The sequence below is a fragment of the Chlorobiota bacterium genome (genome assembly GCA_016710285.1).
Taxonomy (GTDB): Bacteria; Bacteroidota; Ignavibacteria; order OLB7; family OLB7; genus OLB7.
This window is the reverse complement of sequence record JADJXR010000001.1, coordinates 3,494,585-3,516,759: the sequence shown is the minus strand read 5'-3', so window position 1 is coordinate 3,516,759 and position 22,175 is coordinate 3,494,585. Positions and strand designations below refer to the sequence as shown.

The 22,175-nt window shown below is 57.1% G+C and carries 18 protein-coding genes; 5 read left to right on the top strand and 13 right to left on the bottom strand.

What is annotated here, in order from left to right; genetic code table 11:
* Nucleotides 1-271: 271 nt before the first annotated feature.
* The 3 genes from IPM61_13010 to IPM61_13000 all read right to left on the bottom strand — a co-directional run bounded on the left by IPM61_13010 (nt 272) and on the right by IPM61_13000 (nt 6,486).
* Nucleotides 272-2,005 carry a BamA/TamA family outer membrane protein gene (locus tag IPM61_13010; GenBank protein ID MBK8912236.1) on the bottom strand — a complete coding sequence of 578 codons (1,734 nt, stop codon included), beginning with the start codon at nt 2,003-2,005 and terminating at the stop codon, nt 272-274.
* A gap of 125 nt (nt 2,006-2,130) precedes the next feature.
* Nucleotides 2,131-2,742, bottom strand: a complete 612-nt coding sequence (locus IPM61_13005) for a YigZ family protein (protein MBK8912235.1) — start codon at nt 2,740-2,742, stop codon at nt 2,131-2,133.
* Between the two features lie 48 nt (nt 2,743-2,790).
* On the bottom strand, nt 2,791-6,486 hold the full coding sequence (locus IPM61_13000; GenBank protein MBK8912234.1) for a hypothetical protein: 3,696 nt from the start codon (nt 6,484-6,486) through the stop codon (nt 2,791-2,793).
* 247 nt (nt 6,487-6,733) lie between these two features.
* Between IPM61_13000 and IPM61_12995 the strand changes: the two genes are divergently transcribed.
* From IPM61_12995 to IPM61_12985, 3 genes are read left to right on the top strand one after another with little or no spacing between them, the layout of a single operon-like run.
* Nucleotides 6,734-8,236, top strand: a complete 1,503-nt coding sequence (locus IPM61_12995; protein ID MBK8912233.1) for a VWA domain-containing protein — start codon at nt 6,734-6,736, stop codon at nt 8,234-8,236.
* Between the two features lie 6 nt (nt 8,237-8,242).
* Complete coding sequence (locus tag IPM61_12990; protein ID MBK8912232.1) at nt 8,243-9,073, top strand: hypothetical protein; 831 nt, start codon at nt 8,243-8,245, stop codon at nt 9,071-9,073.
* Nucleotides 9,070-10,329 carry a hypothetical protein gene (locus IPM61_12985; GenBank protein ID MBK8912231.1) on the top strand — a complete coding sequence of 420 codons (1,260 nt, stop codon included), beginning with the start codon at nt 9,070-9,072 and terminating at the stop codon, nt 10,327-10,329. The genes IPM61_12990 and IPM61_12985 overlap by 4 nt, the downstream gene beginning before the upstream one ends.
* Before the next feature lie 61 nt (nt 10,330-10,390).
* Here the strand turns inward: IPM61_12985 and lptC are convergent, their stop codons facing one another.
* The 10 genes from lptC to IPM61_12935 all read right to left on the bottom strand — a co-directional run bounded on the left by lptC (nt 10,391) and on the right by IPM61_12935 (nt 19,020).
* Nucleotides 10,391-10,999, bottom strand: a complete 609-nt coding sequence (lptC, locus tag IPM61_12980) for an LPS export ABC transporter periplasmic protein LptC (protein ID MBK8912230.1) — start codon at nt 10,997-10,999, stop codon at nt 10,391-10,393.
* A 30-nt stretch (nt 11,000-11,029) separates the two neighbouring features.
* Nucleotides 11,030-11,992 carry a KpsF/GutQ family sugar-phosphate isomerase gene (locus tag IPM61_12975; protein MBK8912229.1) on the bottom strand — a complete coding sequence of 321 codons (963 nt, stop codon included), beginning with the start codon at nt 11,990-11,992 and terminating at the stop codon, nt 11,030-11,032.
* A 101-nt stretch (nt 11,993-12,093) separates the two neighbouring features.
* Nucleotides 12,094-12,900, bottom strand: a complete 807-nt coding sequence (kdsA, locus tag IPM61_12970; GenBank protein MBK8912228.1) for a 3-deoxy-8-phosphooctulonate synthase — start codon at nt 12,898-12,900, stop codon at nt 12,094-12,096.
* 145 nt (nt 12,901-13,045) lie between these two features.
* The gene (locus IPM61_12965) at nt 13,046-13,492 is read right to left on the bottom strand and encodes a DUF494 family protein (GenBank protein ID MBK8912227.1); all 447 of its coding nucleotides are present in this window, start codon (nt 13,490-13,492) and stop codon (nt 13,046-13,048) included.
* 66 nt (nt 13,493-13,558) lie between these two features.
* Nucleotides 13,559-14,032: an rRNA maturation RNase YbeY gene (ybeY, locus tag IPM61_12960; protein MBK8912226.1), complete on the bottom strand. Its 474-nt coding sequence runs from the start codon at nt 14,030-14,032 to the stop codon at nt 13,559-13,561.
* 12 nt (nt 14,033-14,044) lie between these two features.
* Entirely contained in the window at nt 14,045-14,467 is a 423-nt protein-coding gene (locus IPM61_12955; protein ID MBK8912225.1) for a hypothetical protein, read from the bottom strand.
* Between the two features lie 195 nt (nt 14,468-14,662).
* Nucleotides 14,663-15,499, bottom strand: a complete 837-nt coding sequence (locus IPM61_12950) for a hypothetical protein (protein ID MBK8912224.1) — start codon at nt 15,497-15,499, stop codon at nt 14,663-14,665.
* A gap of 73 nt (nt 15,500-15,572) precedes the next feature.
* Complete coding sequence (locus tag IPM61_12945; GenBank protein ID MBK8912223.1) at nt 15,573-16,727, bottom strand: hypothetical protein; 1,155 nt, start codon at nt 16,725-16,727, stop codon at nt 15,573-15,575.
* Nucleotides 16,728-17,854: 1,127 nt separating this feature from the next.
* A complete protein-coding gene (locus IPM61_12940) occupies nt 17,855-18,577 on the bottom strand; it encodes a hypothetical protein (protein MBK8912222.1) in 723 nt (240 codons plus the stop codon).
* A gap of 278 nt (nt 18,578-18,855) precedes the next feature.
* Nucleotides 18,856-19,020, bottom strand: coding sequence for a hypothetical protein (locus tag IPM61_12935; GenBank protein MBK8912221.1), 165 nt, complete (start codon nt 19,018-19,020; stop codon nt 18,856-18,858).
* A 297-nt stretch (nt 19,021-19,317) separates the two neighbouring features.
* On the opposite strand from IPM61_12935, the gene IPM61_12930 reads away from it, so the two are divergent.
* Both IPM61_12930 and purH read left to right on the top strand, forming a co-directional pair.
* On the top strand, nt 19,318-20,136 hold the full coding sequence (locus IPM61_12930) for a M23 family metallopeptidase (GenBank protein ID MBK8912220.1): 819 nt from the start codon (nt 19,318-19,320) through the stop codon (nt 20,134-20,136).
* Nucleotides 20,137-20,612: 476 nt separating this feature from the next.
* On the top strand, nt 20,613-22,172 hold the full coding sequence (purH, locus tag IPM61_12925; protein ID MBK8912219.1) for a bifunctional phosphoribosylaminoimidazolecarboxamide formyltransferase/IMP cyclohydrolase: 1,560 nt from the start codon (nt 20,613-20,615) through the stop codon (nt 22,170-22,172).
* The last annotated feature ends 3 nt before the right edge of the window (nt 22,173-22,175 follow it).

The window sequence follows — 22,175 nt, the reverse complement described above, 5'->3', positions numbered from 1 at the left end:
CCTGCCCAGTGTCAGATCGGGAGAGAGCGACGCCGAAGGCTAAAGACCTTCGGCTACCCCGGCTGAGATCAAATCGGGGATGGAACCAAAGCGGTAGCGGCCCCGACATCCGTCGGGATTGATAACAGGTCTTTAGCCTGCCCAGTGTCAGATCGGGAGAGAGCGACGCCGAAGGCTAAAGACCTTCGGCTACCCCGGCTGAGATCAAATCGGAGATGACACCGAAGGCTAAAGACCTTCGGCTACCCCGGCTGAGGTCAAATCGGGGTGATTAGAATTGGTTCACCAATCCCACAAACACCTTCCCCGTTTCCGGGGTGTCGTCGCGGCTAAGGGCGAAGCCGATGCGGGCAAGCCCAAGCGGGGTTTCAATCTGGCCCGCCACGCCGTAGCCCGCCAGCCAATCGCTTGCGGCAACGCCACCGGTGCGGGTTGCGGGGCGTTGATACCAGCCGCCATCCACAAACGCGCCAACGTAGGAAAACTCCGACAGCAACAGCCGCAGCTCCACCCCACCCCAAGCGCGCTGTGCCGCCCGGAACTGGCGTTCGTAATATCCCCGCACGGTTGATTGCCCCCCCATGAAGTAAAGGTCGCTTTCGTCCACCATGCCGCCGGTTACTTGCCCGCCATGCAGCCCCGCCGCCGCCACAATCGTTCTGGTTATTGGCCAGTAGGCCTCAAGGTCTATCTCTATTTTTTGGCGGGATGCGTCGGTCCCAAGCGTGGAGTCGGCACAGGCAACGGAGCTGGCGATGCTTCTGCCGGCGAACTGGTAGCTGCTGCTGTAGCGAACCCCTGAGCGTGGGCTGTACGGGTTCGAGCGGTTGTCGAACTCAATCCCGACGGTGGAGCCAAGCAGCGTGCTGTTCAGCAGTTGCCGGAAGCAATCCCCGGTGGAGTCGGGGGTTGGAATGGTGGCCTCGTAATCCCCGCCAACCCGAAACCGCCACGCATCGGCGAACTCGTAGGAAAGGTCCGCAGTGAAAAACCGCTGGACGTAGCTGGTAAGGCTTGCGGTGGCCGCCTCCTGGGTTTGGCGATACTCAAATTGGAAGTTGAGTGGCAGCCGGAAGATGTAGAGTTCGGAGTATCCAACCGCCAATTCTTGCGCCCCTTTCCCCGGGAACTGCGCCCGCGCCGTCAGCCGCCTCCCCGCCCCAAACAGGTCCCGCAACGTGACGCTCAGATACCCCGTGAACGCGCCGCTCTCCCCTGGCACGCTCCCTGGCTGGTAACCGATGATCCCATCAAAGCTGTTGGCGTTCCCCGGGGCAACCCGCACCAGCAGCCCGTAGCGATTCCCCGCGCCACCGCTGTCGTAGCGGAACAGTTGCGGTTCGGCCACTTCGCTAAACAGGCGCAGCCGCGTAAGCCGCTCGCGGACCGATTGCGCCGCAGCAGGGGTGAACGGCTGGTCCGGCTGGACCCGCGCCGCCGCCCGCACCAGCGCAGCCGCATCGGCGGAACATCCAACAACATCAATCTTGCTGATCCTTACTTGATCGCCGGTGCGAACCTGAAGCTGAAGGTTAATGGTGGCGGTTCCGGACTGCACGGTGGGATGGAGTTCCGCAACGGCAAGCGGATACCCCTGCTCGGCAAACTCTGCAAGCCGCCTGCGCAGAAATTCTTCCAGCAGAACGCTGCGGTAACGCTGCCCCCGAAGCACCAACGAATCAAGCGGGGGGATTGCCGCAAGCGCACGGACCACGCTGTCGGGAAAGGCCAGCTCCGTCACCGTTCCAAACCGGTACGCCCCCCCTTCCTGGACCACCAGCGTTGTTCCCTCGCGCCGGACATCGGCATCAAGAAATCCTTCCTGGAAATAGAATTGGCGCAGCTCCGTTGCTGCCGAATCGGGATTGGTGGTGGTGGTGAGCTTGCCGCGTAGTTGCTCCGCCGGATAGGACGTTGCGCCCACAATTACAAGGCTATCGCCCCCTTGCCCCCGTGCGTCCGCAACCGGCAGCAGAAGCAGAAGCAGAAGACCCAACAGGCGCATGGATTGATTGCTCAGGTTGTGAGAGTTACGGAAGGGTTGCTGGTTATCCGAAGGTGCAACATCGCAGGCGAGGGAAATCGGTGATGGATACCGGGAGAGAGAGAGAGAAGTTGGGGCGATTCGCCTCACTCAATCTTCACCGTTCCGGCCCTTCCTTGCGACGACTCGGTGACCAAGGCTTGGAACTCCTCGGCCTGGTCGCTACGGACGCTGATGGTGTAATTGACCACATCCAGAAACTCTTCCTCGAACTTCAGGGCGTAGCGTTCCACCAGCGGGCGTATTGCCTTCATGTCCTCGTAAGGGGTGAACACGCGGAAGCGATCGCTTGGGTAGGTGGTGATGATTTCGGTGGCGTTCAGGGCTTCGGCAGTGGCATCGCCGTAGGCGCGAACAAGCCCGCCAACCCCCAACTTCACCCCGCCGAAGTAGCGTGTGACAACCACAAGGGTGTTCACCAACTCGCGCTGCTGCATCACGAACAGGATCGGTTTTCCGGCGGAACCGGCCGGCTCGCCATCGTCGGAAAAACGGTATTGAAGGCCGTCGGGAGCCAGCCGCCAAGCGTAGCAGTTGTGGGTCGCGTCCCAAAACTCCTTGCGGATTGCCGCAAGCTCGCGGTCAATGTCGTCGCGGCCAGCAACGGGAATGGCGGTCCCGATAAATCGGGAACCGCGCACCTTCGTCTCGCTACGCACCCTTGCTACAATGGACTTGAACGGCTTCATCAATGCCATGCGTGATACTCTCCTCACCACCATAATCGCAATTCTTGGGGAAAGAATCTATGCCGAATCTATGGTTGGATACATCTCCACATCCTTCAGCACGCAGGAACGGATTACCACCCCGTCACCATCCAAAAATCGCGGGGGTACAGGCGGGCCAGGGTGGTGGCTTTTCCTTCCACGTTTTTCAGGTAGTCCTCGTACAGTTTCAGCTGCTTCTCCGGACCAATCGCGAAATAGATTCCCCCCGGGACATCGGCCCCGCGGACGTTGTAGCCTGGAAGCCACCTGGCCATAGACCTTCGGCAGTTGATCGAAAACCTCGCTGGCCAAGTTGGGATTGGAACGGAGGTCCAGAATGGCCTGGCGGAACGCACGGACGGTGCTGGGAGGAAGCCCGTCGGCAAGGTCGTTGGCGATTGCTTCCCCGCGCGACTCGTAGCTGCTGGCCGAACGGAACTCCATGAAGGCTTGCGCGATTGCGTAATCAACGTAGGCGGGATTGCGGGGGCCGCGGCGCAGCTCATCAATCACAAACTGCAAGGTTTGCGGAAGCTCGGGGCAGCGTTCGGCGTAGTATCCCACAAGCCCATCGTTGGCGGAAATCCGCAGCCCGTTGCTGTAGGCCAATCCCGCCCCCCACGTTTTCATAAAGATGCTGTGGGAACCATGCCCGCTGTACGTTTTGCTGGCAAGGAATTTCACCAACGACTCATGGTCGGTTTGGGCGTAGGTGGACCCCGGCGCAAAGTTGATAAATACCCCCCCTTGCGTGTTCGGATTCACCAAGCCAACAAACACCGGGCGCGCCCCTTCCGTGCGGCTGGCAACGCGGTCAGCAATCATCCCCGATGCCGCTTGCCCCGCTGGCTTCCCTGCCTGGCTTCCCCCGCCGCCAGCGGATAGCGCTTCGGCAAGCTGGCGCAGTTGCGGGCGCAATCCGTTGCGCGTTTCGGTGGAGCTGGTAAGGAACATCCGCGCGTTGGCGCGGCTGGCAATGGAGGCCCGAACGTTGTTCAGCTGCTTCAGTGCCTCGCCCGGCGGAACCAGAAGGTCATCGCGCATCCGCTCGCACAGGTATCGCCAATCCACCGCAAGCGTTGCGTCGGGGACTTCGTTCAGCATCTGCTTCAGGTCCTTCACGGCTTCGGCAACAATCTTCCTTCCCCCTTCGCTCAAGGCATCGCGCTCCTTCAGGAAATCGGCAACGTCATCGCTCCGTTTGCTGATGCTGTTCAGCGCGGCGGTGTCCCCTTCCAACGCCGCCAGAAGCTGATAGACGCTCCCCCGCCCCATTCCGCCAGCCACCCCCAAGAAGGTGAGATACTCCGCCACCGTTCTCCCGTCGGGTCCCGGGTCCATCAGCATCCACCGCAGCCGCAGCACGTTGTGGGCTTGGGTCAGGAAGGTGTTGGTGGCCATGTAGAGGTGGTCCTTCTGCTTCATCCAAGCAATGGCGGGATCATAGACCCACCCTTCTTCGGCCCCCTGCATGGTGGCACGCAAGTTGGACAATGTTTGGTCCACCACTTCGCGGATGCGGGGAAGATTTTCCGCACGCCAATCGGGGGAGCCAAGCGCAAGCCGCATCCAGTTGGCGGCCTGGCGCGATTCCTGCACGTCGCCCCCCGACCCGCGCACCACAAGCTCGCAACGGCCCGTTCGGTAGTTGCTGCTGATATACGCCTGCAGCCCGCTGATCTCGGCCCGTAGCCGTTCGCTCATCTCCTGGTGGGTGATTGGCTTCCCTCCATCAATCACTCCAACGCTGGTCAGCAGGGTTGGAAGCATGGAGAGGTACAGAAGGTCCTGCTGGCCAACGCCGCGCAGGTTCAGCGCAAGCCCCATGGTTGCCCCGGTTAAATTCTCGAACGTTGAGGCCACCAGCGGGATGGTGTCGGCGGCACTCACGGTGATTTTCTCGGTGGAGAAATTGATCTGGTCATCCAGCGTCATCGGCGGGGCGGAGACCAATTTGGCGGAAGGGGCAAGGCTTGCAACGGAATCAAGCTGGGCGGTTGTTGCGTCGTACTCCGCACCGTAGCGGCGTATTGCTTCCTGTTTGTCGGCAACGCCGTAGCGGGCCATCAGGCTGGCAACTTCGGCATCAATCCGGCTGCGGCGTTCGGCTTCTTCTTGGGCCACTAACTCTGGGCTTGGCTTGGCTGCGCCGATGTACGGATTCGCTTTTGTTAGCCGCCACAGGCCCATCATCTTCCGCCAAAGGTTCGTCCCTTCGCTCAGCATTTTTTCGACGAACGCAAGCTCCTCCTTTCGGGTCAGCGATTTCTGGAAACCATCTTCGCACGCAAGGTCCAGAAGGTGATAGAACCAGCCGGAGCCGCTTCCGCGATAGCCGAACCCCGGGGGCTGGTTCACAAACTGGCGAAGCGAGCGGCGGATTCCGGCAATCCGGTTTTTCACACGGTCGTTGAAGGCAAGCAGCTCGGGGCTGGAATCGGGAAGGGTGCAGATCCGCTCCATCTCCTTCACGATCAGCGTGCGGACCTGGGCCAAGATTTTCGGGTTCATCTGGCGTGGCGCAACCGCGCTTAGCCCAATCGTCACCGGGTTTCCCAAATCGCTGCTGACCCAACCGAACACCCCTTTCGCGCCGATGTCAACCTTCCGGGTTTGCGGGTCAACAATCAGTTTGTAGAGGTTGGTGGTGGCATCGCCGGCGATGTTCTCCAGGAAAAGCTCCAGAAGAAATCGGGAGCGGAGATCAAGGTTCCGTGTTGGTCCCCAGCTGAAAATCACTGGACCGGGTTCGTCGGGATTGTTTGATGGATAGTTGGCGATATGCACCGAACCTTCGTTGGAAGATTGCGGCGGCGGAAGCACCGGATAAAGCGGCGCGGCAGGCTTGGTCGGGGCCGAACCTTGCAGGCGATTCAGCGCAGAATCGAACTGTGCAAGGGTTGCTTCAAGCTGGAACGGTGTGGGAATCGAGGCAATCATCCCCATGTTCCACAACTGGTAGTTGGCGGCATGAAACCGGCGGATATCCTCCGGCTTCATCTCCCGAATCGCCGCCGGAAGCCCGCCGCTGACAAACGCCAGCGGGTGGCTTGGGCCATACATGGCAATGTCAACCGCACGCCCCATCCGGCTCCAGCCACGCTCGAACGAGCTGACCATCTCGTTGTACACGGTCCCCTTCTCCTCCAACCTGAGCTTCCCGTCGGCGGGGTTGACGGCAACGCCGAAGTTGCGGACCTCGCGGCGGATTTCTTCATCGCTGTAGTTGGGGTGAAGCAGCGCGTCCATCTGGCTTTCAAAAAGCTGATGGAACACCCCAACCCCTGCCGCTGTGTGGAAATGGTAGCAGGTCCGAAGCTGCTCGGTAAATGCCGACGCGCTTGCTGCCGAAACCCCTTCCAAGTTGGCGTGGCGGCGGCCGTTGTTCCCTTTTCCAAGCAGAAGATGCTCCTGCGTGTGCGGCTCGCCCATGTCGCTTGTTGGGACGCTGTTGACCCAGATAAAGGCTTGCGGGGCCGATTGAATCGCCAGCAGGTCCAGCGTAAAACCGGTGCGTTGGTGAACAAATCGCCCCCCCATCGGGCGGTCCACGTCGTCCAGATAGACGGCGCGCGCCACGAACCCGCTGAGAGTTTTCCCGGCGGAGAGTTGTTGGAAGGAGAGTTCCTGCGCGCCAGCCACCGAAGGGAGCATCAGAAGCGTGAGCAGAAAGGGGACCGGCCAGCCAGCGCGGCAATGCCGAAGAAGGGGACGCAAGCGTGAAGGATTCATGCTACCATGATGGGAAAAGATTGAAGGGTGCAGCAAAAGAAAGAGAGCCGTTGCGGCGCGAAGATAGGGAGCAACGGGGTGCTGGCGAAAGGCCATCGCCCTTTTCTGGATTGTTAAACCGCCCTTGTCGTTGCAACTCTCAGCCGCAACTTTCGTCAGGCCGCCGCCGCCACTTGCGGCGGAAGCCACTTCCAACCGCTATCTTCACGGAAAGAACACCAGCAACCGCACCAGATATTTTTTTGGCATGAGAGAACTTGCACAACGTACACTGCTGCTTGCCCTGATCCCCCTAACGCTTCTGTTTGGCGGATGCCCCCACCACATTGAAAGCATGGTGGAGGAGACGCTGCCGCCGGCTGACTACAAGCCAATCTACATGACCTCCACCATGCCGTTTGGTCAGGTGATCGAGGCATGGAAGGGGAAGATCACCGTGGGGACCGGGGGAATCTCCACCGGGACGGTTCTTGGCTCCGAAGCCGACTCCGCAACGATGCTGCCGCTGCAGATGGACATCCGCACGGTGGATGACCACCGCTACCCGAACGAGATTGAGCTTCGCGCTTTCGTCTTCGACACCAACGGGCGGTTTGTGATGGGGCTTGCCCCCCCCTACTTCGCCGGGCAAGGAAACTACCGCAACTACTGGAAGAAACTGGTGGACTCCTGCAACGGAACCACCACCACGATTGACAGCTTCAACGTCACCGAGGTGCGCCAGGACCGCCGCGAGCCGTACGCCATCGCGCTGGTGCTGGACCACTCCCCTTCAATGGGGGAAAGCCGCGCACGCAAACTGCAGGAGGCTATCGCACTGCTGCTGAAAGTCATCAAGAAAGGGGATATGGTGGCGGTGGTGAAATTCACCTCTACCATGAAAGTGGAGGTCCCGCTCACCGCCGACAGCAGCCTGTACAAACGCCTGTTCCAGATTGACGGGCTGCGGGGATACGAAGGGGGAACGGCGATGTACGACGGCACCTTGCGCGGCATTGACGAGCTGAAGAAAGCTCCGGCGGGATACAAACGGGTGGCGATCTTGTTCAGCGACGGCGGCGACAACAGTTCCGACAGCACGTTGGAATCGGTCCACCGCGTTGCGCGGGAAACCAACACGGCAATCTACACCGTGGCCTACGGCATGGCCGAGGAAGAGCCGATGCGGAACCTTGCTGGCTACACCGGCGGGCGGTTCTACCGGCTGTTCAGCACCAAGGAATTCCCGTACGTGTTTGCCGACATCTACCGGAGCATGAACAACTACTACCGGATCACCTACCGCCCGCCGCAGTGCGATGCGCGGCACACGGCGCGGGCGTGGCTCAGCTTCCCGGAACTGCAATCCCTGACCGTCAGCGATTACGGGACCTACGACCGTTCCCTCTTCACCCCGTTCGACCCTGTTGGAACCATCGCTTTTGTGAACATCGAGTTCGACTACGACAAGGCAACCATCCGGCCAGAGTCGCTTCCGCTGCTGCGGCAGGTGGCCGAGGCAATGCGGAGCAACCCGAAGCTGGTGATGGAAATTCGCGGCCACACCGACGACCGCGGCGGCGATGACTACAACCAACGCCTCTCGGAAAAACGGGCCGAATCGGTGCTGGAAGAATTGGTGGAGATGGGGATTGGGCGGAACCGCTTGGTGGCAAAAGGCTTCGGCGAATCCAAACCGTTGGTGGAGAACGACACCGACGAACACCGCCGCAGCAATCGCCGCACGGAATTTGTCATTATTGGGAGGTGAGGCATCGTGAGAATTTTTACAGCAACCATTCCAAAGCAGACTTCCCGCCACCGCAAACAGCGGTGGGAAACGCCGAGCGCGGGAAGCATCATCCCGATCTCCATTTGCGTGCTGCTTCTTCTTTTTGCCGCCACCCCAACCACGGCCCAGATTGTGGCGGGGGATGCTCACGGGTTTGTTGGCCAGGAGGTCCAGCTTCCGCTGCGGCTGCAAAGCGGCGTTGACACAGGGGCAACGCTGACGATTGAAGGGGCGTTCCAACTCAGCAATCCCACGGTGTTTTTCCCCGAGCGGTTTGCGGTCCCCGCCGGCGACACAACGCTTGCCACCCGGCTGACGAAGCTCACCGACAGCACCTTCACCTTCGCGCTGACGATCCGCACCGGCACGGCAACGCCACGCATCGCCGGGGACACCATTTTCCGGCTGGCCGGGGAGGCGTTGGCGGGGAACGACTCGGTCTGCGTTGTCACCTTCAGCACCCTGCGGCTGAATGGTGGCGAGCTTGGCGCGGCAACGGGGACGCTGACCACAACCTCAATCGGCACCCCACGCCCGTACGTCCGGTTTGCCATGCTGGAGCAGAACTACCCGAACCCGGTGCTTCGTTTCACCCCAACAACATGGGCCTACCGGATTGACAAAGATTCCCCGGTGAAACTGATTTTGTACACCGACACTGGCGAGGAGTATATCACCCTTGACCAGGGGTTCGTGAAGGCGGGGATCCATCTTATCACTTTCACCCCAGGCTACGATGTCTCGGTTGGCGTGTATTGGGCGCGGCTGGTGACGAACAGCGGAGAAGCCTACAAACCGATGCACGTCCTACGATGAAGACTTCACGACCTACTTCCTTCTTTCCGGCAATGATTTCTCCGGCAATACTTGGCACCACAACGGCACGCCAGCGATTGTTCGCCAGCCCGGCGGCGCGATTGTTTTGGGCGGCTGCGGTTCTGCTTTTCCTGTTCACCGCAACCGAGGCCGACGCGCAACGGCGCGGGCGGCGCAACCCAAGGCCCGCACCAACCCAGCAGCAAGCCGACACCTCGGCACAACGCCGGGTGCCGCCGCCGATTCCGCCGCAAGACACCGTCCGGCAGGTTCTTCCAGATACGGTGATGCAGCCGCCGCCACCGCTTGACTCGGCCCAGCAAGCGCGGCAAGATTCGCTGTACCAAGTTGAGCAGGACTCACTCTGGAAATCCATCGGGCTGGACCCCGAGGGGCCGGATATGGGGGACCTTGTGGATGATTTTATCAAGCATTATTCCCACGGCTGGTTTCCGCAGGCGTTCGCGGCGCGGTCGCTATCGTTCACCACGCTCTTCCCCTATGCCGACGTGTTCGACCGCGCCCACGGCATCCGCTCAAGCGGGTTTGTGCCAACAACCGCGCCGTTCACCCACTCCAACCCGTACCGATCGGGCGAGCGGGAAATCCAGCAGCCGAATTTGAACAAGGAGATTGAGGATGCCGTCTATCCCGTCACCAATTTTTCGGAGTATGGATTGAGCTTCACGCTGAACTTGCCAATGCCCGCAATCCTGCGCGCCGATGCCACGTTGCAGATTGCCGACGGCCTTCTGTTCTCCAACGACACCACCCGCAGCTATCTAACATTAGCTGGCAATAAAGGCTCCCTGAAAGAAGTGAACACCCTGTTCCTGAACCAGTACGCGCTGGCCGGAAAAATTGGGGTCAGCATTCCGTTCTACGGTGTGTTTTTGGTTTCGGAGGCGGTGACGATTGGTTCCTACTACTACTTGAACGTTGGCGTTTCGGGGGCATATACCGTCAGCAGCAAGGCCACGCAGTACGTGCAGCTTGCCAACGTGAAGGAGGACCTGCGCTACGGCAACGGGATGGATACGCTGACGTTAATTGACAACAGAACCCTGAACCAACTTGACCGTGTGCGGACCGCAGCGGAAGTGGCGTTGGGGTGGAACGTGTCGGCGGAGTTTGGGACCTTTTTCTTTGAAGCATTCTTCAGCCGCCAACTCAACTCCGTTCTGAAGGATGCCGATTGGAAGCAATCATACGTTGGCCTCCGTTTGGGGATTGGATATCAGTGGCTGCCGGAGTGAGTGCGGGAGTGAGATTGCAGAGAATACAGAGGGAGTTTTTTGCTACAATGCCCCCCTCTTTCTATTCCTCCCCCTGATTCACTTTTCCGGTGATTTTTGTGATGCTGTAATTGGTCATCGCTTCATCACTTTGGAAACCGACACCTTCAATCACCCAATGGCGGACGCTATCCACCACGCGGACCGGAGCGTTGGAGTAAAACCGGCGTCCGGCGTTATCGAAATGGAGCGTGTCGGTGGTGACAACAATTCGCCGCTTGATGCTGACGGCGTGGACCCGCCCGTAGGCGGCCATGTTTTTTGTGCGGTCGTCAATGCGGGCACTGTCGGAAACAAGCGTGGCGTTCAGCCCGCCATCTTGGGCATAGAAACGGGCGATCACCCCGCTATCCAGCAGCGTCTCCAGCCGCCCTTGATATTGCCGCGCGCGCCCAATTTGGATGCGGGCACGGGTCCAAGTGGAGTCGCTAAGAAGGATCGTCGTGTTCCAGCTTTCGCGGTCCGGAGCGTTCGCGGGGATATTCGCCTTGTTCGGCGGACGGTCGCCAGTGCCGGAGCCACAAGCGGAAAGAAACGTCAGCAACAGCAGCAAGGGAACGATCAACTTCACGATCATGGCGGGTAGCAGAAGAATAGCGTTGGAATGGAGTTTGGCATCAATCAATGCCATCCCGACTGAGGTCGCGCAGTGGCGGCCTTTTTATTTCAGGCCGGCCTCGATTAAATCGTGCAGGTGGACGATTCCCAGAACAATCCCGCGCTGGTTGACAATCGGCAGCTGGGTTCGGCGCTGATTGCCAGACTCTAGCAGCATCAGCCCTGCGGTCCCAAGCATTTGGGGAGGGGCGGTTACGGGCTGGGTTGTCATCAAATCGGCGGCGCGGAGGGAGTAGAGGTCCACCTTCTGTTCCAACGCCCGGCGAAGATCACCATCGGTGATAATTCCCACAAGTTTTCTCCGCTCCACAACCAACGTGGCTCCCATTCTTTTCCGGCTGATCTCCAGCAAGATTGCATCCACCTTTGCTTGCTTGCTCACCATCGGGATTGCGTCGCCGCGCTTCATCAAATCCTCCAATTTCAGCAGCAGCCGTTTGCCGATTAATCCGCCCGGGTGGGTAAGGGCAAAGTCATCGCGGGTGAAACCTTTTTGTTCGTACAGCACCACTGCAAGCGCGTCGCCCAGGGCAAGCATGGCGGTGGTGGAAGCGGTTGGGGCGATGTCGTACGAGCAGGCTTCGCGCTCCACCGCGCAATCCAGCACCACGTTGGCCATGCGGGCCAGGGTGCTGTTCGGGTTGCCGGTCATGGCGATGATGCTCAGCTTCTGGCCATTCAGCACCGAGAGGAGTTGATGGAGTTCTGGGGACTCGCCACTTTTTGAGAGGATAATCACCGCGTCGCCACGCTGGATCATTCCCAGGTCCCCATGCAACGCATCGTTGGGATGGAGGTAAAAGGCTGGCGTTCCGGTGCTGTTCAGCGTGGCAGTGATTTTTTGGGCAATAATTCCCGATTTACCAACGCCAGTAAGGATCACTTTTCCACGGCATTGCAGCAGCACTTTCACCGCATGGTCAAATTCCACCCCCAACGATTGCTCCACCTTTTGCAAGGCTTCCTGCTCAATCGAAATAATTTCTTTGCCACGGTGGAAAAGCATAATTCGGAAGTAGTGATCGGTAAAAAAAAATAGCTGGAAATGGTGCGCGAAATAGAGGTGATGCTATCCGTGATGGAGGCCGTTTTTGTGTTGCTATTTACTTATCCCAAACTCCGCACAAATTCATTAACGCGCAGGCAGTCGCGGATGAAATCTTCGGCTTGATGGAGCGGCATCTGGGTGGTGGCATCGCTTAAGGCTGCCGGCGGGTTCGGGTGGGTTTCAAAAAAAACACCGTTGATCCCAACGGCCACCGCGGCCCGGGCCAATGGAACGGTGTATTCGGGTTGGCCGCCGCTGGTTCCCGACGCGCTTGGAAGCTGCAAGGAATGGGTGGCATCATAGACGATGGGAACGCCGGCTTGCCGCATAATCAGCAGCGAACGCATATCCACCACAAGGTTGTGATAGCCGAACGAGGTCCCGCGTTCGCACAGCATGATGTTGCCGTTCCCAGCATTCTTCCCCTTCTCAACCGCATGGATCATATCCTCCGGCGCGGCGAACTGCCCTTTTTTGATATTCACCACTTTTCCGGTTGCTGCTGCGGCTTCAATCAGTTCGGTTTGGCGGCAAAGGAAGGCCGGGATCTGCAGAACATCCACAAACTCTGCGGCCATTGCCGCTTCGTCGGGGATATGGATGTCGGTAAGGGTGGGCAACTGGTGGACGCGGCCCGCTTCGGCGATCATCGCCAACGCTTCCTCATCCCCCAATCCGGTGAACGAGCCTCCGCTGGTCCGGTTTGCCTTGCGATAACTGGCCTTCAGGATGATGTTCGCGCCAAGCTGCTCGCGAATCTCGGCAAGGCGTTGGGCAACCTGCATCATCATCTCGCGCCCTTCAACAACGCAGGGGCCAGCAATAAAAAAGAACGACGTTGATGGATCGAACGAACCGATAGTCATGGGGGAAGTAGTGGTTTGTGACGTGGTAGGCAAACAGCCCGCAGCCAGCGATCCCTTGCCCGTGGGACATCGCTGAAATTTTTCTCGCCAAGTACCTTCCATTCATCGCCTCCATTTCTCTCTCCCCCTCCCTTCTCTCTTCTGGCTAATGGATGGTGTCGTGGGCGTTCAGCATTATTCGCGTGCCGGCGAATCGCTCTTCGTCCCGCTCGGCAAGCACCATTGGAAGCAGGTCTTTGATGTCGCGGACGCTTAACGGCAGCGACCCACTGATGTGCATTCGATTGATCAGGTTCTCCAGATCAATATCATTCAGAATGCCGATTTCCAGCAGTTGCAGCAGGTAGCCGTAGGTATCCGGCGGAAAGATTGCGCGCTCGGCCTCGTGCAGCACCCGGAACCCCGGGCGACGCATCATTTGCTCCAGCGGGCGGAAGGACTCCTGGTCAGCAATCCAACTGAACGCTGCACCGATCTCGGCATCGGTGTAGCCATCGGCGGAAAGCACTTTCACGTCAATTGAGTCAATCGGCGTGTTTTTTCGGATTTGGCTGACAAGGTAGAGAATAAGGTCTATAATTCTCTCGTTCATTGATGAGCAGTTATGAAGGATTTCGGTATCAAGCAACGGCGAAAATATGTTCTGCGAACGCCGTAGTCAACGCCCTTTTGTGTGGGTGATGTTTTTCTTTGGTAATGCCTTGTTTTTTTGGCTGCTGCCAAGCCTTGCCAACGCGGCCAAGTACCGATCTTCCAACGCGCCCATTGCTGCGCGCTCCTGCGGGGTTGCATCGTCGTGGCCAGCAAGGTGGAGCGTTCCATGAATGGCCAATCGGCAAACTTCGTCATGCACCCCAACGCCGTAGTCCATCGCTTGCTCGCGTGCGCGGTCAATGCTGATGTAAATCTCCCCCTCCAACGGGTTCTCCTCAATCGGGAAGGTGATAACGTCGGTCAGGTAATCGTGCTGAAGGAACTGCCGATTCATCTGCAAAAGTTCCTGATCGCTAACCAGCACCACCGTGACTTCTGCGCGGCGGATGCGCTCACCACGCAAGGCTTGCTGCACCGCTTCGGCGATTGGCGCACGCCGAAGCCGCGTGCGTGGATGGGCATTGATGATGGAAACCATACCCCGGGCCACCTACCCTTCTGTGCCGAAACTGAGTTGCTCGGTTAGCCCCAACTGCATCGAGGAAAGGAGCAACGCAGGGTCCAGCTGCGTTAAATCTGCCGAGAGAATGGCGTGGTCCACATTGGCAAATAAGGAGCAGGTCCCCTCATGGCCAACAACCAATCCCGAAATGCGCCCACCAGATTCGGCAACAAAGATCACCTCGTCGGGATCAACCGGAACGAAGCGTTGAACGGCGTGAAGCTCAAAGTAGCCATGAACCGTTTGTGCCGAGACCAATACCGTCCCGTCGCTTAAGGCCGAAAGCGTCAGCACAATGGCCGGCGTAGCGCGCCCCGCGCCGATGTACAGAATGGTTTCGGAGCCGTTCCCCTGGACGCGTGCGCCCAAGATGCCGGCAATGGTGTTGATTGTGTCGCTGGTTACGTTCACCGGAATGTCATTGCTGGAAAAGTCCTTGCGTCTTCACCGTTCGGTCCGCAAGAAGTGTTGAAGGCATTGAGAATTTGCACGAGGAGTTCCCGACGGCGCGAAATATAGCCCCTTCCCACCACACACCACAAGCAGCACGGATGACCACCTGTTTTTTCCGGGCTTGAACCTTTGCTTGTTTCCGCCCGCTTCTGCTCACTTCGTTGGCCCAACCTCTGGATACATCTCCGCCCGGCGGTCGGCAAACAGGTCGTTAAAGCTGTTGATCTCCTTCTTTCGGGTTGCCAGCGGGTCCGCCTCGGCAACGATGACCGTGGCTGCGTTGGGGCTGCACTCGGCAAGCAGCGCGCCGTTCATCCCAACAATCTGGCTTTCGCCGGTGAAGGTCAGCGGTTCCCCCTCCAACATCTCGGTTCCGGCGCGGTTTGCCGTCACCGTGATCACTTTGTTCTCCAATGAGCGAGTACGCATTGTTGGCCCCCACAGTTTTTTTGCGGCCACCAGGTTGGAGGGATGCGCGATGACATCGGCTCCGCACAGCGCAAGCGCCCGTGCGGATTCGGGGAAACGCCAATCGTAGCAGATCATCGTCCCAATCCGGACTCCATCCCACTCCGTCACCAAGAAGCCGCTATCGCCGGGTTGGAAGATCAGCTTCTCCTTGTAGAACAGATGCGTCTTCCGATAAACGCTCCACTCCCCGTTCGGAAGCGCGATGAATGCCGAGTTGAACAACCGCTCCTGCTGGTCGCGCTCGGCAAACCCGCCCACCACCACGGCATTCTGCTGGCTGGCAAGCTGAAGCATCCATTGGGTGAACGCCCCCTGGGCAGGGAGCTCGGCAAGGGGAAGAAGTTCCGCTCGGTTGGTGTAGGAATATCCTGTGGAGGCAAGCTCTGGGATCACTATCAGATCGAACGAATGGCCAGCAACCAACGCCTGCATGGTGGCGATGTTGGAAGGAGTATCCCCCAAAACTGGACTAAACTGAAGCGCGGCAAGCAGCATAAACTCTTCGGTGTTTGCCCGCAAATCTACGGAACAAGGTGCTGGGGGGAATGTGTGGTTCTGTTTGCAAGCCCCGCCCCCTTCCCCAAACAACCGCCTAACGAACCACCATCAGCCTTCCCACGCTTCGGCCTGGGCGGCCTGCCACTTCAATGACGTAGTATCCCGCCGATAGCTCCCCCGTCTCCAACTCCACCACCACACCCGCCTCCAACGATGACCCCACCGCTATCCCCACCTTGTAGCTCCTTCCCATCATATCCATCACCCTCACCTTCGGGTTCGGTTCCCCAAGCCACTCCATCCCTAACTTCAACGCGCAACGCTCCGATGCAGGGTTCGGGCGCAACTCCATCGGAAGCACCACCGGCTGCTCATCCTTGCGTTCCACCCCCAGTGAGCTTGACGCGCTGAACAGATACACCCCGCTTACGCCCCCCACCCCGATGTACCGATTATCCCGCGATATCGCCACGTTGTAATAATACTCCGACATCTCACGGTTCACCGCAATCGCCTCCCCCGTTTCTGCATCCCAGACCCGCACCGTTTGATCGCTGCTGACCGAGACAAGCCGGTTGACTCCGTTGGCAAAGGCAATATCGTTGACGCGCCCGGTGTGGCCGCGAAGGATGCGCCGCAAACGCCAATCGGCAACGTTGAAGATGCGGATGGTGCTATCGTTGCCGACCGCAGCAAGGAGCTTGCCATCGCTGGAGAATCGGGCAATGCGAACCGAATCATCGAAGGCACGGAGTGGGGGAAGGGGTTCTTGGGTGGCGGGGTTCCAGAGGCTGACGAACCCACCGCTGTTGTTGGCCGCAGCCAGCATGGAGTTATCGGGAGCAAAGCTGACGGAGGTAAAGCGGAGGGAATCGCTGGGGAGTGGGGCAATAATGGTTCGTGCGCGCCCATCGCACAGCACCACCCTCCCTTCGGAAGCAACCGCAAGGTATGCTCCATCGCCAGAAAACGTGAGGTCGTAGATAAACTGATCCCAGAAGATTTTATCATTTGCGTAAACGCCACCAGAAGGCTGCTCTATTTTTAAGCTATCAAGGTCATAAAACAGTAGATACCCATAATTTTTCAGGTAATTACTACCATAAGCAATGCTGCTATCATAGGGGTTGACGGCTGAGGAACTACCACTAGGAACACCAGTATGGATAGATTGCTTGAATGTGGGGTTTGTGCTGTAGATGGTTGTTCCTTCTACACCATTAATAGCAATTAGAGAAGTGTCATTCATTAAAAAGGCTATATCTCCATTAGCATATTCGTTATAATCACGAACAAACGTATCTGCCGTAATATCCCATTCATATAAATCACCATGGAGATCTCCTCCAAGAGTCAACCTTGATGAATTTGGCGAAAATGATACTGTTGAAGTCCTGCCTCGACGAGAATTATATATTCCAATATATCTTCCTGCTTGTACAGTATAGACTATTAATCCATAATAATTGTTATTGTGCTCAGATTGCTGTGATGCGCCACTAATAACATACTTGTTATCCCTTGAAAATCGAGGTCTTCCTATACCTAAGCCTACCTCCGAGCGTTTCCATATAATTCTTCCATCATCAACTTTATACATTAAACTGTTATGATCAAAATTAACCATTAGACTTTGATTGTCAGGGCTGAATTGCAAAAATGGGTGTTCCCCAGCAAAATGAAATTCACGAAGATCTGCTTGCCATTTAACAGTATCAGCAACCATATCCATAATAATCACCGTCAGAGGCTTTTCAACTGCTAAATATTGCCCATTAGATGTTATTGAAAAATCAGCATATGCGGACGTTTTCAACTTATAGGTATAGTACTCCTTCCCTGTTTTAGTATCCCAAACTTTTATTGTCGAATCAGAATTTAATGTCGCAAGGTATTGTCCATTTTGAGAGCAACGCACATTTATTCCAATGAATTTCTGAGGATCAGAAAATCGGTACAGCAACCGTCCTGAAGGCATTTCTCTCCAAACTACCTCTCCTCGTATTGTTGTATAGGCTACATATCTTCCATCTCCAGAGAAATCCACTAAACCAGGATCAAATCCTATCACCATCTCATCATCATGGAGTATTCCTTTCAACAACCCACTCTGAGCATCATGACGAAATATGGCACGGCTAACACTACTCACGCAATACAGTTCTGAGCCATCTGAGCTATAGGATACTCCAGTAATAGAAAAAGCATGAGCCCCTCGCCCCCACAATAATGTTGGCTGTTGGGCAGTAATCGCAGTACAACAACAGAAATAGCAGAAGAGTGCCAGTGTTAATTGTCCTCTATTCATTGCTCATTTCTCCCTGAAAAAAAAAGCATCAGGCCAGCCTTGAACAAGGCTGGCCTGATGTTGTGTAATTAATGAACGACCTGCATCGTGCGTGATAGCTCGCGCCCTGCCGCGCTAAGGCGGTAGATGTAGGTTCCTGACCGGGCATCTACTTTGCGAGAATAATTCTTCCAAAAATCATTCTCATTACTTGCTGGTGGATTTTCTATACGAAGGCTGAGATCAGGCTCTAATGGTAATAGACCTCGATCGTTTGGTACATCTAACGTAGCATCAACAAGCTCATAACGAACCTCAGCAAAAACGTTGGCATTCAGAACAGTATTAAGGACAGAATCTATTTTGACATAATTGGAAAATCGAACTAAATACACATTAGCTAACACAACGCTAGTATCTGAAGGATATTTTCTTCTCATATAAAAACTGCCAAATTTATTTTCTATATCTGATAACATTGAACGTATTGCCGAATATTCTGTACTAATATCATTCCAGGTAATCTCTATGGTAGAATCATTTGGAATTAGTGGGGTTGAATTCACTCGAGTAGCAACACGGAATACAAATTCAAAGTCTTGTTTAGCATACAGTGAAAAGATCCATTGCGTACCTTGATTTACTAAACAAGTATCAACATATACTGGATAGGGTTGTACAAGTTCTAGGTGTTTAACTTCCTCCCAGCAGGGATTGATTGCCTGCAGTTGCACCGTAGTGGCAGATCCGATGAGCATCAGTAATACTATGATTCTTGATGCTGCACGTAGTGTAGGAATTTGTGGTCTCAACATTGCGATTCTCCTCACACAGTTATTGGTTATGCTGTTATCTTATTTGGAAATTCAGAAGGGGTAGCACGGGAGAAGCACGAAATGCTACCGATGCTGAGGTTATTACCGAAGCAGATACGGGGGTAACAACGGGGGCTAAGTTATTGCGCGTTACAAGGGATGGCAAGGGAATAATTGGGGGCTGCGCAGTTTTTCTTGGCCGTTTGGCGGCGTGCCGCAGAGGTTGCTAAAAAACTGCCGGATTGCTGGGGAGATTGCAGGGCTTGCTACCCCCTCTATAAAGCTGGTGCACCCCCTTTCCCTTGCGGCGGTGCACCTTGCGGAATCCCTTCGCGCAGCCACCGCTTGGAAAGAACCTCTCTCCCGCTTCCCCCCTTCCCCGAAGCGTGCGGGCAGAAGATTCGGCTGGTTTTCCCCTTCGTTACGTTTTCATAAACCATGGCTTACCCTCTTCATTTGCACACCGGTGCAAGGCCCTGAATCCTTGATTTTGCAAGGTTTTTGGGATGCCGGACTTGCTTCCCACCGCTCCGTTTCGATTACAGTCCTGTCATACTAGAAAAATGACGGAAAATTAATTGGCCAAGCCCGCCGGATGCCCTTTCTTCGCACCGCATTCAACGCAGGGCGGCTATCTCCGCCACCGCTTTTTTTTCTACCGCAAGGTCCAGCATTTCGGGCAAGGGCAGAATGCCACAAGCCGGAGTGCAACACGGACCAACAATCACACAGACCGCATGAGATTACGTAGGGATACGTTACTGCTATCATTTGCTTTGTTCGTTTGCAGCTTGGTGTTGCTGGTGTCGCACTTCTCCACTGCATTTGCTTCGGCAGGATTTTGGGGGAAGGCTTCGTTCGGCAATTCGGCAGTGCTGGCAACCGAGCAATTTTCGGCAAGCATTCGCACAATCGCGCAATCCATTCCCGAGCCGGTTGGGGTGCGTGCAAGCCAGCGGATGATGGAGCTTGAGGAAGAAATCCAAGGGATCATCCGCCTTACCCAATCCCCCGCCCCCGCGCCAACCTCCGATTCGGTGACGCTGCTGCGGAAGGTTATCACCTACCAACAGGCACTGTATGAGATGCTGGTTCTGGTGGGCGAGCATCGCCGGATGAACAACCAACTTCCGCTGATGATCCCCTGCGATGGCCGCTACACCTCCCCCTACGGAATGCGCGTTCACCCGATTAAAGGGGTCGAAAAAATGCACACCGGAATTGACATCGCCGCGCCTCACGGGACCGAGATTCTTGCGGCCAACGGCGGGATTGTCACCTTTGCCGGGTGGCGGAACGGCTACGGCAACACCATTGAAATTGACCACGGGTTCGGCTACGTCACCCGCTACGCCCACGCCTCCAAACTGATTGTGGCGGTCGGGGATACGGTGATGCGGGGCAAGGTAATCGCACGGGTGGGCGCAACCGGCGCGGCAACCGGAGCGCACCTCCATTATGAAATTCTTGTTGACGGCGAACAGGTGGATCCGTCGGGATTTTTGCGCTACCGCGAACCGGAAGTTGAGCAAACTCCATTGGTTGCATTGCGGTAACGATGACCCAGCACCGCCTTGCGGGGAGCGGTAGCCGAAGGTCTTTAGCCTTCGGTGTCATCTTCAGTCTTCGGCAGACTAAAGACCTGTTATCAATCCCGACGGAGGTCGGGGCCGCTACCCAATGCTGGGAGAGGGACCGGCAGCAATGCCCCGGGCAACAGCGAACAATCAATCTTTCTAAAACCCTCTTCCCCCCAGCATTGGGGGGACGCTTCGCCCGCCAGGGTGAAGCAGGGGGGCGCGAAGGCAGCGGCCATTACTCAGCCTCACCCCCTTAACCACAAAAACCAGCGAACCCCAAACCGCACGACCGCAGAGACACCCTTCGCTCTGCGGTCGTTCTGTTTTCTGGCGCGGGGTTCCGTTGCCGGAACGTTGCACGCCTTTACGTCTGGCCGGAACGCCGCTTCGCCCGTTGCCAAGTATATTTGCCCGCTTCTCAATGCCAACATTTTCAGCAACAGAACCACTTCATGCAGACCATCGCTCGCGCACTTCTTAGCGTCTCGGACAAAACCGGAATTGTTGAACTTGCCGCCCAGTTATCACAGCTTGGGGTGGAGCTTCTCAGCACCGGAGGAACGGCGCGAACAATTCGCGAGGCAGGGATTGCTGTGAAGGATGTCAGCGAGATCACAGGGTTTCCCGAAATCATGGATGGCCGCGTGAAGACGCTTCACCCGATGGTCCATGGCGGGCTGCTTGCACGGCTGGACGACCCCACCCACCGCGCCGCAATGGAGCAGCACGGAATCCAATCCATTGACCTTGTGGTGATTAACCTTTACCCGTTCGAGCGGACGGCCAGCACCCCTGGGGCAACCCACGATGAGATTATCGAGCAGATTGATATCGGTGGGCCGGCAATGGTGCGGGCTTCGGCAAAAAATTATCGCTTCACCGGAATCATCGTCAACCCGGAGCGGTACGGCCCGATTATCGAAGAACTCACCAACAGCGGAATGGCCTTAAGCGACGCAACCCGGCTGGAGCTTGCCCACGAAGCGTTCCAACACACCGCCCGCTACGATGCCATGATCGCCGGATATTTCAGCCAAACCGCCTCCCCCGCCGCCGCCACAAACCAGCAAACGCCGCAAACGCTTGGGCTTCCCCTTGCGCAAACGCTTCGCTACGGCGAGAACCCCCACCAAACCGCGGCCCTGTACGGAGGCTTCCACACCATCTTCCAGCAGCTGCACGGAAAAGAACTGAGCTACAACAACATCCTGGACATTGACGCAGCGGCGAAATTGGTGATGGAGTTCGAGGAGCCAACCGTGGTGATTGTGAAGCACAACAACCCGTGCGGCGTGGGAAGCGGGGCAACCATTCTGGAAGCATGGCAGAACGCTTACTCCACCGACACAACATCAGCCTTTGGCGGGATTGTTGCGGTGAATCGCCCGCTGGATATGGATGCCGCGCTGGCAATCAATGAGATTTTCACGGAGGTAGTGATTGCGCCGGAGTATCCAGAAGAGGTGCTGGAACGGCTTCGCAAAAAGAAGGACCGCCGGCTGATAGCCGCCGATTACCAAGCCTTGTCCGCCGAACTTAACAGCGCAGCGCCCGAGCTTCGCACCGTTGCCGGAGGGCTGCTTGCGCAAAGCCGCGACAACGCGTTGGTCCAGGACGACGCGCTCCGCACCGTTACCGAACGCCAGCCCACCGAAGCGGAAACGCAAGCGATGATGTACGCCTGGCGCGTTGCCAAGCACGTGAAATCGAACGCGATTGTTTACGCCGCCCCGAACCGAACGCTGGGGATTGGTGCAGGGCAGATGTCGCGGGTGGACAGCGCGATTACGGCGGCGCGGAAAGCCCAAAACGCAGGGCTGGACCTGCGCGGCTGCGCCGTTGCCAGCGATGCCTTCTTCCCCTTTGCCGATGGATTGCTGGAGGCGGTCCAGGCCGGGGCAACCGCAGTGATCCAGCCTGGAGGATCGGTGCGGGATCAGGAGGTGATTGATGCCGCCAACAACAACAACATCGCCATGATGCTGACCGGGATGCGGCATTTCCGGCATTGATCC

Excerpts from the sequence above, each read along its gene's own strand:
- IPM61_13010 (MBK8912236.1), bottom strand. The coding sequence starts at position 2,005 with ATGCGCCTGTTGGGTCTTCTGCTTCTGCTTCTGCTGCCGGTTGCGGAC.
- IPM61_13005 (MBK8912235.1), bottom strand. The coding sequence starts at position 2,742 with ATGGCATTGATGAAGCCGTTCAAGTCCATTGTAGCAAGGGTGCGTAGC.
- IPM61_13000 (MBK8912234.1), bottom strand. The coding sequence starts at position 6,486 with ATGAATCCTTCACGCTTGCGTCCCCTTCTTCGGCATTGCCGCGCTGGC.
- IPM61_12995 (MBK8912233.1), top strand. The coding sequence starts at position 6,734 with ATGAGAGAACTTGCACAACGTACACTGCTGCTTGCCCTGATCCCCCTA.
- IPM61_12985 (MBK8912231.1), top strand. The coding sequence starts at position 9,070 with ATGAAGACTTCACGACCTACTTCCTTCTTTCCGGCAATGATTTCTCCG.
- lptC (MBK8912230.1), bottom strand. The coding sequence starts at position 10,999 with ATGGCATTGATTGATGCCAAACTCCATTCCAACGCTATTCTTCTGCTA.
- IPM61_12975 (MBK8912229.1), bottom strand. The coding sequence starts at position 11,992 with ATGCTTTTCCACCGTGGCAAAGAAATTATTTCGATTGAGCAGGAAGCC.
- kdsA (MBK8912228.1), bottom strand. The coding sequence starts at position 12,900 with ATGACTATCGGTTCGTTCGATCCATCAACGTCGTTCTTTTTTATTGCT.
- IPM61_12965 (MBK8912227.1), bottom strand. The coding sequence starts at position 13,492 with ATGAACGAGAGAATTATAGACCTTATTCTCTACCTTGTCAGCCAAATC.
- ybeY (MBK8912226.1), bottom strand. The coding sequence starts at position 14,032 with ATGGTTTCCATCATCAATGCCCATCCACGCACGCGGCTTCGGCGTGCG.
- IPM61_12945 (MBK8912223.1), bottom strand. The coding sequence starts at position 16,727 with ATGAATGACACTTCTCTAATTGCTATTAATGGTGTAGAAGGAACAACC.
- IPM61_12935 (MBK8912221.1), bottom strand. The coding sequence starts at position 19,020 with ATGGTTTATGAAAACGTAACGAAGGGGAAAACCAGCCGAATCTTCTGC.
- IPM61_12930 (MBK8912220.1), top strand. The coding sequence starts at position 19,318 with ATGAGATTACGTAGGGATACGTTACTGCTATCATTTGCTTTGTTCGTT.
- purH (MBK8912219.1), top strand. The coding sequence starts at position 20,613 with ATGCAGACCATCGCTCGCGCACTTCTTAGCGTCTCGGACAAAACCGGA.